The organism is Pseudomonas sp. AFG_SD02_1510_Pfu_092, from assembly GCF_003331055.1.
Taxonomy (GTDB): domain Bacteria; phylum Pseudomonadota; class Gammaproteobacteria; order Pseudomonadales; family Pseudomonadaceae; genus Aquipseudomonas.
Window position 1 is genome coordinate 1 of the sequence record NZ_PUQD01000081.1, and the last position, 17968, is coordinate 17968.

A 17968-nucleotide genomic window follows, 5' to 3' on the forward strand; every position below is an offset into this window, starting at 1 on the left:
CCCCCCCGCGCCCCGGGGGGGGGCGCGTTGTGCGGCGGGCGCCCCCCCCCCCGCGGGGGCCCCCCCCCCCCCCCCCGCCGGGGCCCCGCGGGGGGGGGGGGGGCCCCCCCCGCCCCCGCGCCCGGCACAGCAGCTGACAGAGCGAGCCTATCACCGGCCAATAGCCACTCTATTAGAAACCTGCCTTGGCTCGGCTAGTCTTTCCCCGGGCCCCGCGAATTGCGCGAGCGAGCGGGGTGTCAGCACGTGCGTGCAAGACCGTCTCGACCCGCCGTGTCAGCTTCGCAGGCATAACCGACCCAAAGGTACCCGCAGATGTCGAACGAATCGAAATGCCCGTTCCATCAAACCGCAGGTGGCGGCACCAGCAACCGTGACTGGTGGCCTGACCAGCTCAACCTGAGAATCCTTCACCAACATTCCTCCAAGTCCGACCCGATGGACGCCGATTTCGATTATGCCAAGGCGTTCAAAAGCCTCGACTTCCAGGCCCTGAAGCAAGACCTGCACGCCCTGATGACCGACTCCCAGGACTGGTGGCCCGCCGACTTCGGCCATTACGGCCCGCTGTTCGTCCGCATGGCCTGGCACAGCGCCGGTACCTACCGCATCGGCGATGGCCGCGGCGGTGCCGGCTCGGGCCAGCAGCGCTTCGCCCCGCTCAACAGCTGGCCGGACAACGTCAGCCTGGACAAGGCCCGGCGCCTGCTGTGGCCGATCAAGCAGAAGTACGGCAAGAAGATTTCCTGGGCCGACCTGATCGTGCTCACCGGTAACGTCGCCCTGGAGTCGATGGGCTTCAAGACCTTTGGTTTTTCTGGCGGCCGCGCCGATGTGTGGGAGCCGGACGAAGATGTCTACTGGGGCTCGGAAAAGGTCTGGCTGGGCGGCGATAGCCGCTACGGCAAGGCCCAGCCACCTGGCAAGGGCGACCTGGTGGCCGAGCCGGCCAAGCACCCCGAGGAACAGAGCCGCACCCTGCAAGGCGAGCGCAACCTGGAAAACCCGCTGGCTGCCGTGCAGATGGGCCTGATCTACGTGAACCCGGAAGGCCCCGAGGGCAACCCCGACCCGGTGGCTTCGGGCCGGGACATCCGTGACACCTTCGGCCGCATGGCGATGAACGATGAAGAAACCGTGGCGCTGATCGCCGGTGGCCATGCCTTCGGCAAGACCCACGGTGCCGGCCCTGCCGACAATGTCGGCGCCGAGCCGGAAGCCGCCGGCCTCGAGCTGCAAGGGCTGGGCTGGGCCAACAGCTTCGGCAGCGGCAAGGGTGGCGATACCATCACCAGCGGCCTGGAAGTGACCTGGACCTCGACCCCCACCCGCTGGAGCAACGAGTACCTCGAGAACCTGTTTAACTTCGACTGGGAACTGACCAAGAGCCCGGCCGGTGCCCACCAGTGGCGGCCGAAAGACGGCAAAGGGGCTGGCAGCGTGCCGGATGCCCACGACCCGGCCAGGCGCCATGCGCCGTCGATGCTCACCTCTGACCTGGCGCTGCGCTTCGACCCGGTCTACGCGCCGATCGCCCGGCGCTTCAAGGACAACCCCGAGCAGCTGGCCGACGCCTTCGCCCGCGCCTGGTACAAACTGATCCACCGCGACATGGGCCCGCTGGCACGTTACCTGGGCCCGGAACTGCCCAGCGAAGAGCTGCTGTGGCAAGACCCGCTGCCCAAGGTCGAGCACCCGCTGGTGGGCGAGCAGGACATTGCCGCGCTCAAGGCCAGGGTGCTGGCGGCGGGGCTGAGCGTTGGCGAACTGGTGGCGACCGCCTGGGCGGCGGCATCGACCTTCCGCGGTTCGGACAAGCGCGGCGGGGCCAACGGTGGCCGCCTGCGCCTGGCACCGCAGAAGGACTGGCCAGCCAACCAGGGCACTGGCAAGGTGCTGGCGGTGCTGGAGCAGATCCAGGCCGAATTCGCTGGCGCGGGCAAGCAGGTCTCGCTGGCCGACCTGATCGTCCTCGCCGGCACGGCTGCGGTGGAAAAGGCCGCCCGCGACGCCGGGCACGACGTCAGCGTGGCATTCCGCCCGGGGCGGACCGATGCTTCGCAGGCGCAGACCGATGTCGAGTCGTTCGCCGTGCTGGAACCGCTGGCCGATGGCTTTCGCAACTTCAGCAAGGCGCGCTACAGCGTCAAGGCCGAGAAGCTGCTGCTGGACAAGGCCCAGCTGCTCACCCTCAGCGCGCCGGAAATGACCGTGCTGATCGGCGGCCTGCGCGTGCTCGGCGCCAACCACGGCGGCAGCCAGCAGGGCGTGTTCAGCGACAGGGTCGGGACCCTCAGCAACGATTTCTTCCGCAACCTGCCGGACATGGGCGTGGAATGGAAGCCGACCTCGGCGGACAACGAAACCTTCGAGGGCCGCGAGCGCAAGACCGGGCAGCTGAAATGGACTGCCAGCCGGGTTGACCTGGTGTTTGGTTCGCATGCCCAGTTGCGCGCGTTGAGCGAGGTGTATGGCAGCAGTGATGGCGCCGAAAAGTTCGTTCGCGACTTTGTCGCGGCGTGGGAGAAGGTCATGGAGCTGGACCGCTTTGACCTGAAGTAGACGCGTGCGCCCCATTCGCGGGCTTGCCCGCTCCCACAGGTGCCGCAACGGCCTGTGGGAGCGGGCCGGCCCAGCGCAGGGCTGGACCATTTCGCGCTTCCTGTGCAAGCTGTGGTACGACAGTGATTGCACACAGAAGGTGATCGTTTGAACCCCGAATCCATGCTCGCGGCATTGCCAGGCTATGCCCTGTCGGCCGAGGCGATCCAGGTGCTGCCCGACGCCAAGGCCTACCGCGCCTGCCTGCTCGAACGCATCCGCAGCGCCACCCGGCGTATCGTCATCGTCGCGCTGTACCTGCAGGAAGACGAGGCCGGCCAGGAGGTGCTGGATGCCCTGTACCAGGCCAAGGCCGCCCGGCCGGGGCTGGAAATCACCATCGTGGTCGACTGGTTCCGCGCCCGGCGCGGCTTGCTGGGGGCCGGGCGCCAACCCGGTAACGCGGCCTGGTACCAGGCCCAGCGCCAGCAGACCGGGCTGGATATCGTCATCCATGGCGTGCCGGTGCAGACCCGCGAACTGTTCGGCGTGTTGCACCTGAAAGGCAGCATCATCGACGACAGTGTGATCTACACCGGCGCCAGCCTGAACAACGTCTATCTGCACCGTTTCGACCGCTACCGCCTGGACCGCTACCACCTGTTCCATTCGCCAGCGCTGGCCGACGCCATGGTCGGGCTGGTGCGCCGGCTGTTGCATCACACCGCCACACCGCGCCTCGACCTGCCGGCGCCACCGTCCACCCGCAGCCTGCGCGGGGACATCCGGCGCCTGCGCGCGCGGCTGCGGCGCATGGCCTATGAAGCGCCGGCCAGCGCGGCGGGGCAGGGCCTGCGGGTGATCCCGCTGCTGGGCGTGGGCCGTGGCAACCCGCTGAACCGGGCGCTGTGTGCATTGCTGGCCGCGGCGCGCACGCAGGTCATCATCAGCACGCCGTACTTCAACCCGCCACGGGTGCTGATGCGCGAACTCGACCAGGCCCTGGCGCGCGGCGTGCGGGTGGAGCTGATCGTCGGTGACCGTACGGCCAACGACTTCTACATTGCCCCGGGCGAGCCGTTCAGTGCCAGCGGCGCCTTGCCCTACCTGTACGAAGACAACCTGCGCGCCTTCGCCCGGCGGCGCCAGGCCGCGCTTGCCAGCGGCCAGCTGCAGGTGCGCATCTGGAACGATCCCGGGCATACCTTCCATGCCAAGGGCGTGTGGATCGACCAGCGCTATTCGCTGCTGACCGGTAACAACCTCAACCCGCGTGGCTTCAACCTGGACCTGGAGAACGGCCTGCTGATCGATGACCCGCAAGGGCAATGGCTGCTGCCGCGGGAAGCGGAGTTGACCGCGTTGCGCCGGCATGCGCCGGCGATTGCCTCGGCCGAGGCGCTGGGGGTCAAGGCCGAGCACCCCAAGGAGGTGCGCAAGTTCCTGCGCAGGCTGCGCTATAGTCGGTTGGAGCCATTGATCAAGCGGGTGCTCTGAGGGCGGTTGCTTGCTCAGAGCCGGCGCTGGTTAACGCATGGCCAGTCGTCGGCTGGACCGATCATCGCCAGCCAGCGCCAGTCAACCTTGTGGAATCCGGCAAAAGGCACCCACTGAATGGAAGCAACCTTCGGCAATTCATCGCCACGCAGAAATGTGGTTCGGCAGTTGACGCTGGTGTTTTCCGGCTTGTTGTTGTTGACATTGCTACTCGGCCTGGTCTCGCTGTACCGCATCGCCCAGACGCTGGACGAACGTGAGCGGGGCCAGAGCCGCTTCCATGCCGAGTCGGTGATGGCCCAGCTGCACAAGAACGAACGCAGCTACATGGTGGCCTATGCCTTCTGGCAGGCCGCGTACGAGCACCTGACCGGCACGGTCGACCGGCGTTGGGCCTACGAGGAAGACAACCTGGGCGTCACGCTGTACAGCGACGACGGCTACCAGGGGGTGTTCGTGCTCAACGACGACGGCACCCACTACGCGACGCTCGAGGGGCGCATCAGCGAACAGCCGTTTGACCGCCACAGCAATAGCCGGGCGCAGTTGCTGCAGCGGGCGCGCAAGGCCGCGCAGCAGCAAGAGGCAACCTCCGGCTATCTGCAGTTCGACGGCCAGCCGGCGCTGTACGCCGCTGCAGTCATCCGCCCGGCCGCCAACAGTGAACCTCCCCCTTCACCCACCGGCGCGGTGCTGGTGTTCGTGCGGCTGCTCGACACGGAAAAGCTCGGCGAGCTGGGGCGTTCCGCCGGGCTGTCCGGTTTTGCCGTCACCACAGCCTCGCAAGGCCCGGCGGACATGGGGCGGTTGCCGCTGGAGGACAGTGGCTACACGCTGACCTGGCATGTCGAGCAACCCGGCACCGACCTGCTGCGCACCGTCGTCATTCCGCTGGCCTTGGCGGTGCTGATCATCGCGGTGCTGATGGCCCTGTTTGCCCGCCATGCCATGCGCGCCAGTGCCGGGATCGACCGCAGCTACCGTGACCTGGCGGCATCCAAGGCCGCGCTGGAGTCCAGTGAAGCGCGCTTCAAGGCCGTGGCCGAGGCGGCGTCGGACTGGATCTGGGAAACCGATGCGCAGCAGCACCTGACCTACCTGTCACCGCGTTTTGCCGAACTCACCGGGCACCCCCTGGAGCGCTGGCTGCAACGCCCGATCGGCGAGTTGTTCACCTGCGATACCCGTCAGGTCGATGACTGGCTGCATGGCCTCGCCAGCAGCGAGGCGACCGGCACCTTGCGCTGCCAGTACCAGGATCGGCATGAGCAACGGCGAGAGTGCCGGGTCGCCGCCAGGGCCATCGTCGAACACAAGACCTGCAAGGGTTACCGGGGTACCTGCACGGATATCACCGACGAAGTGGCCGCGCACGCGCAAATCCAGCACCTGTCGCTGCACGACGCGCTCACCGGCCTGCCCAACCGCAACAAGCTGTTCCGCTTCCTGGAGGATGCCGGGCAGGCAGAGCTGGGCCTGCTGATGCTCGACCTGGACAACTTCAAGCCGATCAACGACAGCCTCGGCCACCCGGCCGGCGATGCCGTACTGATCGAAGTGGCGCACCGGCTGGGGCAAGTGACCCGCGAGTCCGACCTGGTGGCCCGCCTGGGTGGCGACGAGTTCGTCATCGTGCTCGCCAGGCCCGGCAAGCATGATGAAGTGGACCGCTTCTGCGCGCGGGTCATCGAGACGTTGCAGCAGCCGATCCAGTTCGAGCAGCACAAGGTGCAGATCGGGGTGAGCCTGGGAGTGGTGCTGTCTGCCGAGTACCCGGGCATCGCCAGCGACCTCATTCGCTACGCCGATGTCGCCCTGTACAGCGCCAAGCAGGCCGGCAAGCATACCTGGCGCTACTTCTCGGCCGAGTTGAACACCACCTTGCTGGAAAAGCGCGCGCTGGAACGCGAGTTGCGCGCGGGCATCGGGCGCGGCGAACTGCGCCTGCACTTCCAGCCGCGCTACAAGGTCGATGGCGTGACGGTGGCGTCGGCCGAGGCGCTGGTACGCTGGCAACACCCACGGCTCGGCCTGCTGCGGCCAGACCACTTCATCGCCCTGGCGGAGGAGTCCGACCTGATCGTCCAGCTGGGCAACTGGGTGCTCGAGCAGGCCTGCAGCCTGGCGCGTGGCTGGCCGCTCGACATCCTGGTCTCGGTCAACATGTCGCCGGCGCAGTTCAGCCGCAGTGATGTGGTCCGCGATGTCGCCGAAGCGCTTCGCCACACCGGCCTGCCAGCGCACCGCCTGGAGCTGGAGATTACCGAGAACGTCATGCTCAACGATGTGGAGGGTGCCCTGCAGACCATGAACGCCCTGAAAGAGCTGGGTGTGCGGCTGAACATGGATGACTTCGGTACCGGCTATTCGTCGTTGGGCTATCTGCGCACCTACCCGTTCGACAGCATCAAGATCGACAAGCGTTTCGTCCAGTCGCTGGGCACCAGCAGCAGTGACCGCAGCGTGGTGCAGGCGATCATCAACCTGGGCAACGCGATGGGCATGACGGTCACCGCCGAGGGCGTGGAAACCGCGGAACAGCTGGCCTTGCTCAGCGACGACCAGTGCCATGAGGTGCAGGGTTACCTGCTTAGCCGGCCGGTGGAAAACCAGGTGCTGATGCGGATAATGGCGGGCGAGGAGGCCGCTCGGTCACGATCGCTGTGATATATCCGTGCCATCACCTTTGTCGTACACTCCGGCCACTGAGACCACAAGGAGTGTGCATCATGCGTCCTGCTGTCTGCCTGGCCCTGGCCTTGACCGTGTTGCAGTTGCCGCTTGCCGTGGCCAGTGAAGCACCCGCCGACCCCTTGCTGGACAGCCCGGCACGCGCCGATGCCGGCAGCGGGCACAACGCCCGTGGCGTGCTGCGCGCGCGTGATCAGGCGGTGCTGGCCAGCGAGCTGGCCGGGCGCATCGTCGAAATGCCCTACGCCGACGGCGAAGACTTCAAGAAGGGGAGCACCCTGGCGCGTTTCGATTGCGCCGCCTACCAGGCCCAGCTCAACGCCGCGCAGGCGGCGGTACGTGCCGCGCGCGAGGAACTCGAACACAATCGCCAGCTGGCCGCGCTCAAGTCGGTCGGCCGCTACGAGGTGTCGCTGGCCGAGGCCCGGCAGGCCCAGGCCCAGGCCGAGGCGCAGGTGTACCAGGTGCAGGTCAGGCGCTGCGTGATCAGCGCGCCGTTCGATGGCCGGGTGGTGCAGCGCCGGGCCCAGCCACACGAAAGCGTGCCCAGCGGCGCGCCGCTGCTGGAGGTGGTGGACAATCGCTCGCTGGAGATCCAGCTGCTGGTGCCGTCGAACTGGCTGGCGCGCCTCAAACCTGGCCAGACCTTCCAGTTCACCCCGGATGAAACCGGCCAGCCGCTGCAGGCCCAGGTCAAGCGCGTGGGCGCGCGCATCGATGAAGGCAGCCAGACCCTGCTGCTGATCGGTGAATTGCCGCAGAATGCCCAAGGGCTGCTGGCGGGCATGAGCGGTACGGCCAGCTTCGCGGCACAACCATGACCGCCGCTGCCAATGGCGTGGCGGAGCATGCCTTCGCCGTGTTCCTGGGGCTGGAGCGCCAGGCGCGCCAGGCTGCCAGCAGCGAGCAGTTGGCCTATGCCATGGTCAACGATGGCCAGGCGCTGTTCGGCTTTCGCCACGCCGCGCTGTTGATCGAAGGCAAGGTCCGCGCCCTGACCGGTATCAGCGTGGTGGAAGCCAATGCCCCGTTCGTGGCGTTCGTCGAGCGCGCCGCCCGGCAGTTGCAGGCCGCCGGTGCGGCTGACCGCGCCGCAGCGGTCGACCCGGCAACCCTGGACGCCCAGGTGCGCGACGACTGGCAGGCGTTGTCTGCCGCGCAGGCGTTCTGGTTGCCGCTGCACAACCGCCAGGGGCAGACCTTCGGCGGCCTGTGGCTGGCCCGCGATCACGCCTTCAACCCCGCCGAGCAGGCCCTGCTGGTGCAACTGGCAGAAACCTACGCGCATGCCTGGCAGGCGCTGCGCCCGGCGCGCCCCTGGCGCGTGCGCTGGCCGCGGCGGCGCCTGCTGGCGCTGGTGCTGGCGGCCTTGTTGGTGCTGTGCATACCGGTGCGTCAGTCGGTGCTGGCGCCCGCCGAGGTGGTGCCGCGCGGTGGCCGCGTGGTAGCCGCGCCGCTGGACGGGGTGATTGCCGAGTTCCTGGTCAAACCCAACCAGACGGTAACCGCCGGAGAACTGCTGCTGCGCTTCGATGCCACCACGCTCAAGGCCCAGGCCGATGTCGCCGAGCGCACCCTGGGGGTCGCCGAGGCCGAGCTCAAGGCCAGTACCCAGCGGGCGTTTTCCGATGCCGAGTCCAGCGCGCGCCTCGACCTGCTGGCTGCCCGGGTGGCGCAGAAGCGCGCAGAGCTCGACTATGCCCGCCAGCTGCTGGCGCGCAGCGAGATCCGCGCCGAGCGCGACGGCATCGCCGTGTTCGCCGATGCCCAGCGCTGGACCGGCAAGCCGGTGCAGACCGGCGAGCGCCTGCTGCAGCTGGCCGACCCGGCCAAGGCCGAGCTGCGCATCGAGTTGCCGGTGGGCGACGCCATTGCCCTGCAACCGGGGGCGCAAGTGGCGCTGTTCCTCGACAGCGACCCGCTGCACCGGCACCTCGCGCAGCTTGAACGCGCCGCCTACGAAGCCCAGGTCAGCGCGGCCGGGCAGTTGGCCTACCGGCTTGATGCAGCGTTCGTCGAGGCGCCGCCACGGATCGGCCTGCGCGGTACCGCCAAGCTGTATGGCGAACGCGCGCCGCTGGTCTATTACCTGCTGCGCCGGCCGCTGGCGGCGCTGCGCCAGGGGCTGGGCTGGTGATGCTGCCCGGGCTGCGTGCCGACCTGCAACTGTCGCCCGCGGCGCCGGCGCTGGACGGTGCGCCGCAATGGACCCTGGCCGACCCGTTGCGCGGCCGTTACTTCAAGCTGGGCGCAGCGGCGGTGCGCTTGTTGCGCCACTGGAGCCTGGGTGATGCGCAACAGGTGCTGGCGGCGGCCAACGCCGAGCCCGGGGTGGCGCTGCAAGCCGCCGAGCTGGAGACCCTGCAAGCGTTTCTCGGCCAGCATGACCTGCTCACGGCGCAGGATGCCGAGCAGCGCCGCAGCTACGCCAGCAAGGCCGCAGCGACCCGGCAGAGCCTGTGGCAGAAGGCCCTGCATCAGTACCTGTTCTTCCGGATTCCGCTGTGGCGGCCGGACGCCTTTCTCAACCGCAGCTGGCCGTTGCTTGAGCGCCATGGCGGCTGGCTGCTGCGCTTCGGCCTGCCGGCCTTGCTGGTGCTCGGCGTGTTCCTGGTGGCCCGCGACTGGTCGCGCTTCATCGCCACCTTCCCGCACCTGTTCAGCCTCGGCGGCATGCTCGCCTTCGGCCTGGCCCTGGCCTTGGCCAAGCTTTGCCACGAGTTCGGCCACGCCTACATGGCCAAGCGCGCCGGCTGCCGGGTGCAGAGCATGGGCTTGGCGTTCATGGTGATGCTGCCGATGTTCTATACCGACGTCAGCGACGCCTGGCGCGTGAACGACCGCCGTTCGCGGCTGCTGATCGACGCCGGCGGGGTATTCGCCGAGCTGCTGCTGGCGGTGCTGGCGTTGCTGGCCTGGTCGCTGCTGCCCGACGGGCCTTTGCGCACCGCCGCGTTCATGCTCGCCAGTGCCACCTGGATCACCACCTTGCTGATCAACCTCAACCCGTTCATGCGTTTCGACGGCTACTTCCTGGTCAGTGACCTGTGGGGCGTCGAGAACCTGCAGCAGCGCGCCTTCGCCCTGTGCCGCTGGCGCCTGCGCGAGGCCCTGTTCGGCTACGGCGAAGCGCAGCCCGAGCCCTGGCCCGACGGCATGCGCAAGCGCCTGCTGGTGTGGGGCTATGGGGCCTGGTTGTGGCGCGCGGTGTTGTTCTTCGGTATCGCCCTGGCGGTGTACCACCTGTTCTTCAAAGTGCTGGGCATTGTCCTGATGCTGGTCGAACTGGCCTGGTTCATCGGCCTGCCGGTGTACAAGGAGTTGCAGCACTGGTGGCAGCGGCGTGGCCAGGCGCGGCCGCACAAGGCCGTGCGCAGCGCCCTGGGCTTGCTGGCCGTGCTGGTGCTGCTGGGCGTGCCGTGGCGCGGCGCGGTGGAGGTGCCGGCCATGCTCGAAGCGTCCCGCGTGAGTGCCTTGCACGCGCCGCTGGCGGCGCGCTTGAAGCGCCTGCAGACGCAGGATGGCCAGCCGGTCGAGCAGGGCCAGGTGCTGCTGGAACTGGAGTCGCCCGACCTGGACTCGCGCCAGGCCATCGTGCGCCGGGAAATCGAAATGCTGCAGTTGCTGCTGCGCCGCCAGTCCGGGCGCAGCGCCACCGCCAGCGATGCCGGTGTGCTCGAACAGCAACTGGCCGAGGCGGTGGCCGAGTTCCGTGGGCTGGCCGCGCAGCGCGAACGGCTGCTGCTGCGCGCGCCGCACCGCGGCATCCTGCGCGACCTGCCGGCCGGGCTGGCGCCCGGGCAGTGGCTGAATAGCGCTCAGCCGCTGGGGCGCATTGTCGCGCCGGGGGTGCGTTTGCGTGGCTACCTGGCCGAGGCCGAGTTGTGGCGGGTGGCGCCGGGCAGCCAAGGCCGGTTCATTGCCGATGACCCGGTGCGCGCGGCGCTGGCGGTGCGCCTGGAGCAGGTGGATGCCACCGGGGTGGCTTACCTGGAACTGGAAGCGCTGGCCTCCGATCGGCATGGCCCGATTGCCGTGCGGCGCGACGGCCAGCAGCGGGCAGAACCGGTACAGGCGCAATACGGCGTGCGCCTGAGCCCGCTGGCAGCGACAGCCGATGTGGCCCAGCCGCTGCGTGGCGTGGTGGTGCTGGACGGCGCCCGCGAGTCGTTGCTGGAGGCCGGCTGGCGCCGCCTGGCAGCGCTCGGCGTACGTGAGAGTGGTTTCTAGCACTGTTCAGCTGCAGGCGCGATTCGCCAACGCTGCCATGGCCCTGGCCCTGGAAAGCCTGCGCTTGAGCCAGGCGCAGGCGAAGGGGTGGTGGGCGGTCGAACAACTGTTTGATAAAAAAGCCGGGCGACCCTGGCGTAGTGGTGGCGATTTGCCGTGGTGTTCGGCTACGCTGGTTCCGATACGCAGGGCAATCCACAGGATGTGCGCCCCTCAGCACGGGGCAGACTATTGCAAGGAAGCGACACCGATGGCCAGCTCCGAAGTGCACCTGCGCCCCATGACCGACGCCGACCTGGCGTTCCTGCGTACCCTCTATGGCACCACCCGGGCTGGCGAAATGGCCATGCTGGCGTGGGACCAGGCCACCCTCGAGACGTTTCTCGAGCAACAGTTCCAGGCCCAGCACAGCCATTACCAGGCCCACTATGCCGGCGCCGCGTTCTCGATCATCGAAAGCGCAGGCGAAGCGATTGGCCGCGCCTACCTGCTGTGGACCGACAGCCATCTGCACATCATCGACACGGCCTTGATGCCCGCCTGGCGCGGCCGGGGCATCGGCACCGGGCTGATCCGCCAGTGGCTGGCGCGGGCCGACCGACATGGGCTCAGCGCCGGCCTGCACGTGACCCCGCACAACCCGGCGCTGCGCCTGTACCAGCGCAACGGTTTCGAGACGATAGAAGACAACGGTCTGTACCTGAAAATGCGCCGCCCGGCGCTCGCAGTCGTTCACATCGACAGGCCTGCCTGACGATGCGCGTCACATTCCGCGGGGCTGTGTGGCCCGCTCTGCAGCGTAGTCATAGGAGATCGGAAAATGAGTGATCCATTCCTCGGTGAGATCAGGATGTTCGCCGGCAATTTCGCGCCGCGTGGCTGGGCCCTGTGCCAAGGGCAGCTTCTGAGCATCGCGCAGAACAGCGCGCTGTTCGCCATCCTCGGCACCACCTACGGCGGCAACGGCCAGTCCACCTTCGGCCTGCCGGACCTGCGTGGCCGCTCTGCCGTGGGCGTGGGCACCGGGCCGGGGCTGCCCAACGTGAACCAGGGCGAACTGGCCGGGGCCAACCAGGTCAGCCTGTTGACGCAGAACCTGCCGCCCATCCCGGTGGCGATCCCGGCCAGCAAAGCCAGTGTCGCCATCCCGGCGGTGGTGACCAACGCCAACCTTGGTGAACCGACCAGCACCAGCGTGCTCGCCACGCCCTTCGACACCACCGGTTCGGGGGCGGCAGTGAGCATCTACTCCGACGCTGCCGCCAGCACCACCTTGAAGCCGTTCGATGCCAGCATTGCCGCCACCACCGTGGTCGCCGGCGGCAGCGCGGTGCCGGTGTCGGTGCAGTCGCCTTACCTGGGCATGAATTTCATCATCGCTCTGGAAGGCATCTTCCCATCGCGTGACTGATCCAGCGCGGGCGGCATCGCGGGGGCCGTCGAGTGCCCCGCGATGCGTTCACGGCTGAGCACAACGGCGCGCCGCTGCAGCGGCGCCAGGGCAGGAACAACCAGCCGCAAGGCTGAACGAGGTCGACATGGCATTCTGGAAGCGCAACCGGCAGCAGGCACCTTCCACCGTTTCCGTGAACCGCCCGAGCCTCATTCAGGCGCTGGAGCCGCGCATGATGTTCGACGCCTCGGTGGCCGTGGTCGCCGACCAGGGCGCCCAGCTGGCGGAGGCCGCCGCGGCCAGTGCCAAGGCCGGCAGCGATGCCGCCAGCATGCAGGATACGGCAAGCCAGCAAGCCGCACAGGAGGCCGCGCCCGCCACGGCGCCGGCGACCACGGCAGCGGGCAGCCATGAAGTGGTGTTCGTCGATTCCGCAGTCAGCGACTACCAGAAGCTGATCGCCGGCCTGCCGGCCGGGGTCGAGGTGGTGGTGCTCGAGGACGGCAAGGATGGCTTTGGGCAGATTGCCGATTACCTGGCTGGCCGTAGCGATGTGACCACCGTCGATATCATCAGCCACGGCGACAGTGGCTACGTCTACCTGGCCGGGAATGCGCTGTGGACCAACCAGCTGGGCAGCCATGGCGCCGATCTGGCGCGTATCGGCGCCAGCCTGGCGCAAGGTGGCGATATCCGTTTCTTCGCCTGTAACACCGGTGCCGGCAGCGCTGGCCAGCTGTTCGTGGACGAAGTGGCGCGGCTCAGCGGCGCCGATGTCGGTGCCTCTGCCGATGCCACTGGCAATCGCCTTGGCGAGAACTGGCAGCTGGAGACCGTCGCCGGCAGCGTGGCGACCGGTACCGGCGTGCAGCGCGGCGACCTGGCGGCGTTCACCACTTCGCTGGCGACCATCACCGTCACCGACACCGATGCTTCCTCCACGGCGGTCAACGGCAGTGTGTCGCTGGCCGAGGCCATCCAGGCCGCCAACAATGATGTTTCGGTGGATGGCTCCAGCGCCGGTAGCGGCAGCGACATCATTGTTTTCCACCAGTCGCTGAAAGGCCATACCATCCGCTGGTCCACGGCGTCGGCGTTGCTGGTGAGCAGCAACGTCACCGTCAACGGCGACGTCGATGGTGACGGCCGCGGCGATATCATCCTCAGTGGCGACGTCAACAACAATAGCCAGCGCGATGCCGTCGAGTCGTCGGGCCTGCAGAGCAACACCAATGGCGTGCTGACCGTGCGCAACCTGGACTTCCGGCATTTCTCCGGCAACCTGGCCGGGGGCGCGATCCGCGCCAACTCCGGCTCGATCACTGTCGAGGACTCGAACTTCCAGGACAACGCCGGTGCGGTGATCAACTCGGCGGCCACCGCCGGTTCCACGGTGACCTTGCGTAACACGACCATTCATGACAACGATGGCAGCATCGTCAACGCCACGGGCATGTCTTCGCTGGTACGCCTGGGCGGGGCCAACAATCATGTGCTGGAAAACGTAGCGATCTACGACAACATCGGCGAATACGGTGCCACGGGCGTCGTCGCCGCCGGCGCGGTGATCGTGGTGAGCAATACCGGCGGCTCGGTACGCATCGTCAACAGCACCATCGCCAACAACAGCTTCAGTACCAGTACCGGCACCATCAGTTCGGCCGGCCTTGGCTGGTCAGCGGGCAGTGCCGGCACGGTGACGCTGCAGAACAGCATCCTCATCGGCAACACCGTCAATGGCGCTGCACTGGATGCCGCCACCGACAACGGCAGCGGGGGCGGCTACAGCAGCGTGACCAACCTGATCGGTGCCTCGGTCGACTTCGTCAATGCCGCAGGCGGCGATTACCGCCTGGCGTCCACCGCCAGCAATGCCATCGACCAGGGCACTGCGGCGGGCGCCACGCTCAGCGACCTGCGCGGCTTCGACCGGCCGCGCGGGGCAGGGGTAGACATCGGGGCCTACGAGGTGCTGTATTCAGCGCCGCCCGTGGTCGACCTGGACACCGGCACCGGCGGCAACGACAGCACGGTGAACTTCACCGGCACGCCAGTGGTGATCGTGCCCAACCTGAGCCTCACGCAGACCGACGGCGACACCCAGGTCAGCGGCGCCACGCTGACCCTGAGCGGTGTGGCGGATGCCGGCAACGAGACCCTGTCTCTGAGCGCCGGGCAGATTGCCACGGCCGCCAGCTTTGGCATCAGCGTCAGCGGCTCGGGCAGCACCGTGCTGACGCTGAGCGGTGTCGCCACCCTGGCGCAGTACCGTGCGGTGCTCGCCGGGGTGGCCTACGGCAACGCTGCTGTGGCCTACACCAGCGGCACCCGCAGCGTGGTGGTCAGCGTCAACGACGACATGGGCAGCACCAGCCGCACCGCCTCGGTGGTGGTGCAGCCGCTGAACAGCGTGCCGGTCATCAGCAACCTCAATGGCGATAGCGTGACCTTCACCCAGGGCAGCGGCGCGGTGCTGATCGACAACGGCGGCAATGCCACGGTCAGCGACAGCGATTCCGCCAACTTCGCCGGCGGCAACCTGACCGTGGCGATCAGCGCCAATGGCGTGGCCAGCGAAGACCTGCTGGGGCTGCGCAACCAGGGCACCGGCGCCGGGCAGGTCGGGGTCAGTGGCGGTATCGTGAGCTATGGCGGGGTGGCCATCGGCAGTGTGGCTGGCGGCACTGGCGGGGCCAACCTGGTGGTCACCTTCAACGCCAATGCCACGGCGGCGGCGGTGCAGGCGCTGGTGCGCAACCTCAGCTACGAAAACAGCAACGCCGGCAACGCCATCGGCCAGGCCAGCCGCACGCTGAACATCACTATCAACGACGGTGACGGTGGCACCTCCGTCGCCGCATCGGTGCAGGTGGCCGTCCAGGAAACCACGGCCCCGACCGCCACGATCACGCTCAGCGACACAGCGTTGAAAATTGGCGATACGGCCACCGTCACCATCACCTTCAGTGAGCCGGTAATCGGCTTGACCACAGCCGACCTGAGCGTGGCCAACGGCAGCCTGAGCAGCCTTGCCAGCAGCGACGGCGGGATCACCTGGAGCGCGACCCTGACGCCGGCCAGCAGCGTCAGCGCTGCCAGCAACCTGATCACCCTGGACAACAGCGGGGTTACTGACCTGGCGGGCAATGCCGGCAGCGGCACCAGCGTTTCCGGCAACTATGCCGTCGATACCCTGCGCCCGAGCGCCACCATCGTGGTCGCCGACAGCGTCTTGCGCGTCGGCGAGACGTCGCTGGTGACGATTACCTTCAGCGAGGCGGTAAGCGGTTTCACCAATGCCGACCTGAGTGTCGCCAATGGCGTGCTGAACGGGCTCTCCAGCGCCGACGGTGGCATCACCTGGACCGCGACCCTGACGCCGGACAGCAACCTCAGCGATAGCAGCAACCTGATCACCCTGAACAACACCGGGGTGAGTGACCTGGCCGGCAACACCGGCACTGGCACCACCAACTCGAACAACTACGTCATCGACACCCAGCGCCCGAGCGCGACCATCGTGGTGGCGAACAATGCCCTGCGCGCCGGCGAGACCTCCCTGGTGACCATCACCTTCAGCGAGGCGGTTACCGGCTTGACCCTGGCCGACCTGAGCGTGGCCAACGGTAGCCTGAGCATTCTCGCCAGCGCCGACGGTGGCACCACCTGGACCGCGACCCTGACCCCGGACAGCAGCGTCAGCGATACCAGCAACCTGATCACCCTGGACAACAGCGGCGTGACCGATGCGGCGGGCAACAGCGGCACGGGCACGACCGACTCGAACAACTATGCCATCGACACCCAACGCCCGACGGCGACCATCGTGGTCGCCGACAGCGCCCTGCGCATCGGTGAGACCACCACGGTGACCATTACCTTCAGCGAGGCGGTGAGCAGTTTCAGCACTGCCGACCTGACGGTGGCCAACGGCAGCCTGAGCGGGCTTTCCAGCGCCGACGGCGGCATCACCTGGACCGCCACTCTGACCCCGAGCAGCAGCGTCAGCGATGCCAGCAACCTGATCACCCTCGACAACAGCGGGGTCACCGATGCCGCCGGCAATGCCGGCACCGGCACCACGGACTCGAACAACTACGCCATCGACACCCTGCGCCCGACGGCAGCCATCACGGTTGCGGACACCGCCCTCACGGTCGGCGAGAGCACCACGGTCACCATCACCTTCAGCGAGGCGGTGACCGGGTTGACCCTTGCCGACCTGAACGTCGCCAATGGCTTGCTGAGCGGGCTCGGCAGTGTCGACGGCGGTATCACCTGGACGGCGACCCTCACACCCAGCGCCGGCGTGAGAGATACCAGCAACCTGGTCATCCTCGACAATACCGGCGTTGCCGACCTGGCCGGCAACGCCGGCGCCGGCATCACCCAGTCGGCCAACTACAGCGTCAACACCCTGGCCCCGACCGCCACCGTCGTGGTGTCCGACACGGCGCTGCGCACAGGCGAGACCACGCTGGTGACCATCACCTTCAGTGAGGCAGTCGTGGGGTTCGACAACAGCGACCTGAGCGTGAGCAACGGCGCGTTGAGTGCCGTGAGCAGCAACGATGGTGGCATGACCTGGACGGCGACCTTCACCCCGACCGGCAATGTCGAGGATGCCAGCAACCTGATCAGCCTGAACAACAGCGGGGTGCTGGGCGCCTTCTCCGGCAATGCAGGGGTGGGCAGCACCGATTCCAACAACTTTGCCATCGACACCCGGCGGCCAACGGCGACGGTGGTGGTGGCCGATACCCAGCTGGGCATCGGCGAGACCAGCCTGGTGACCGTCACCTTCAGCGAGGCGGTGGTCGGCTTCACCCTTGCCGACCTGACAGTGGCCAACGGTAGCCTCAGCGGGCTGAGCAGTTCGGACGGCGGCACCACCTGGACCGCGACGCTGACCCCGGCCAGCGGTGTCACCGACACCAGTAACCTGATCATCCTGAGCAACGGCGGCGTAGCCGACCTGGCGGGCAACGCCGGCAGCGGCAGTACCGATTCGAACAACTACGCCATCGACAGCCAGCGCCCGACCGCCACCATCGTGCTGGCTGACAACGCGCTGAGTGCCGGCGAGACCACCCAGGTCACCATCACCTTCAGCGAAGCGGTGAACGGCCTCGACCTGGCCGACCTCAGCGCACCGAACGGTACCCTGGGCAACCTCGCCAGCAGCGACGGTGGCATCACCTGGACGGCCACCTTCACCCCGGCCGTTGCCGTGCAGGACGCCAGCAACGTCATCAGCCTGAACAACAGCGGCATCGCCGACCTGGCCGGCAATGCCGGCACCGGCACCACCCAGTCAGCCAACTACAGCGTCAACACCGTGGCCCCGACCGCCACTGTCGTGGTGGCCGACACGGCGCTGCGCGTGGGCGAGACCACGCGGGTGACCATCACCTTCAGCGAGGCGGTCAGCGGCTTCGACAACAGCGACCTGAGCGTGAGCAACGGCAGCCTCAGCACCGTGAGCAGCAGCGACGGCGGCGTCACCTGGACGGCGACGTTCACCCCGGCGGCGAATGTTGAGGACGCCAGCAACCTGATCAGCCTGGACAACAGCGGGGTGGTCAATGTCTGGGGCAATGCCGGGGTTGGCAGCAC

The 17968-nt window shown here is 67.8% G+C and carries 9 protein-coding genes; all 9 read left to right on the forward strand.

The features are described 5' to 3' along the window. The first annotated feature begins 315 nt into the window (after positions 1–315). Complete coding sequence (gene katG / locus C6A77_RS23305; RefSeq protein WP_114171729.1) at positions 316–2562, forward strand: catalase/peroxidase HPI; 2247 nt, start codon at positions 316–318, stop codon at positions 2560–2562. Positions 2563–2709: 147 nt separating this feature from the next. Continuing rightward, the gene (gene pssA / locus C6A77_RS23310; RefSeq protein ID WP_114171730.1) at positions 2710–4038 is read left to right on the forward strand and encodes a CDP-diacylglycerol--serine O-phosphatidyltransferase; all 1329 of its coding nucleotides are present in this window, start codon (positions 2710–2712) and stop codon (positions 4036–4038) included. A 117-nt stretch (positions 4039–4155) separates the two neighbouring features. Then, a complete protein-coding gene (locus C6A77_RS23315; protein ID WP_114171731.1) occupies positions 4156–6705 on the forward strand; it encodes an EAL domain-containing protein in 2550 nt (849 codons plus the stop codon). Between the two features lie 62 nt (positions 6706–6767). Next, positions 6768–7550 (forward strand): efflux RND transporter periplasmic adaptor subunit, encoded by a 783-nt coding sequence (locus C6A77_RS23320; RefSeq protein ID WP_114171732.1) that lies wholly within the window; start codon positions 6768–6770, stop codon positions 7548–7550. Then, complete coding sequence (locus C6A77_RS23325) at positions 7547–8866, forward strand: HlyD family efflux transporter periplasmic adaptor subunit (protein ID WP_114171733.1); 1320 nt, start codon at positions 7547–7549, stop codon at positions 8864–8866. Before C6A77_RS23320 ends, C6A77_RS23325 begins: the two co-directional genes overlap by 4 nt. Next, positions 8863–10959, forward strand: a complete 2097-nt coding sequence (locus C6A77_RS23330) for a biotin/lipoyl-binding protein (RefSeq protein ID WP_178082401.1) — start codon at positions 8863–8865, stop codon at positions 10957–10959. Before C6A77_RS23325 ends, C6A77_RS23330 begins: the two co-directional genes overlap by 4 nt. 250 nt (positions 10960–11209) lie before the next feature. After that, positions 11210–11713, forward strand: a complete 504-nt coding sequence (locus C6A77_RS23335) for a GNAT family N-acetyltransferase (RefSeq protein WP_114171735.1) — start codon at positions 11210–11212, stop codon at positions 11711–11713. 66 nt (positions 11714–11779) lie between these two features. Beyond that, positions 11780–12370, forward strand: coding sequence for a tail fiber protein (locus C6A77_RS23340; protein WP_114171736.1), 591 nt, complete (start codon positions 11780–11782; stop codon positions 12368–12370). 127 nt (positions 12371–12497) lie between these two features. Then, positions 12498–17968: Ig-like domain-containing protein (locus C6A77_RS23345; protein WP_241507451.1), on the forward strand; the 5471-nt coding region annotated here is incomplete at its 3' end.

Excerpts from the sequence above, each read along its gene's own strand:
- katG (WP_114171729.1), top strand. The coding sequence starts at position 316 with ATGTCGAACGAATCGAAATGCCCGTTCCATCAAACCGCAGGTGGCGGC.
- C6A77_RS23315 (WP_114171731.1), top strand. The coding sequence starts at position 4,156 with ATGGAAGCAACCTTCGGCAATTCATCGCCACGCAGAAATGTGGTTCGG.
- C6A77_RS23320 (WP_114171732.1), top strand. The coding sequence starts at position 6,768 with ATGCGTCCTGCTGTCTGCCTGGCCCTGGCCTTGACCGTGTTGCAGTTG.
- C6A77_RS23325 (WP_114171733.1), top strand. The coding sequence starts at position 7,547 with ATGACCGCCGCTGCCAATGGCGTGGCGGAGCATGCCTTCGCCGTGTTC.
- C6A77_RS23335 (WP_114171735.1), top strand. The coding sequence starts at position 11,210 with ATGGCCAGCTCCGAAGTGCACCTGCGCCCCATGACCGACGCCGACCTG.
- C6A77_RS23340 (WP_114171736.1), top strand. The coding sequence starts at position 11,780 with ATGAGTGATCCATTCCTCGGTGAGATCAGGATGTTCGCCGGCAATTTC.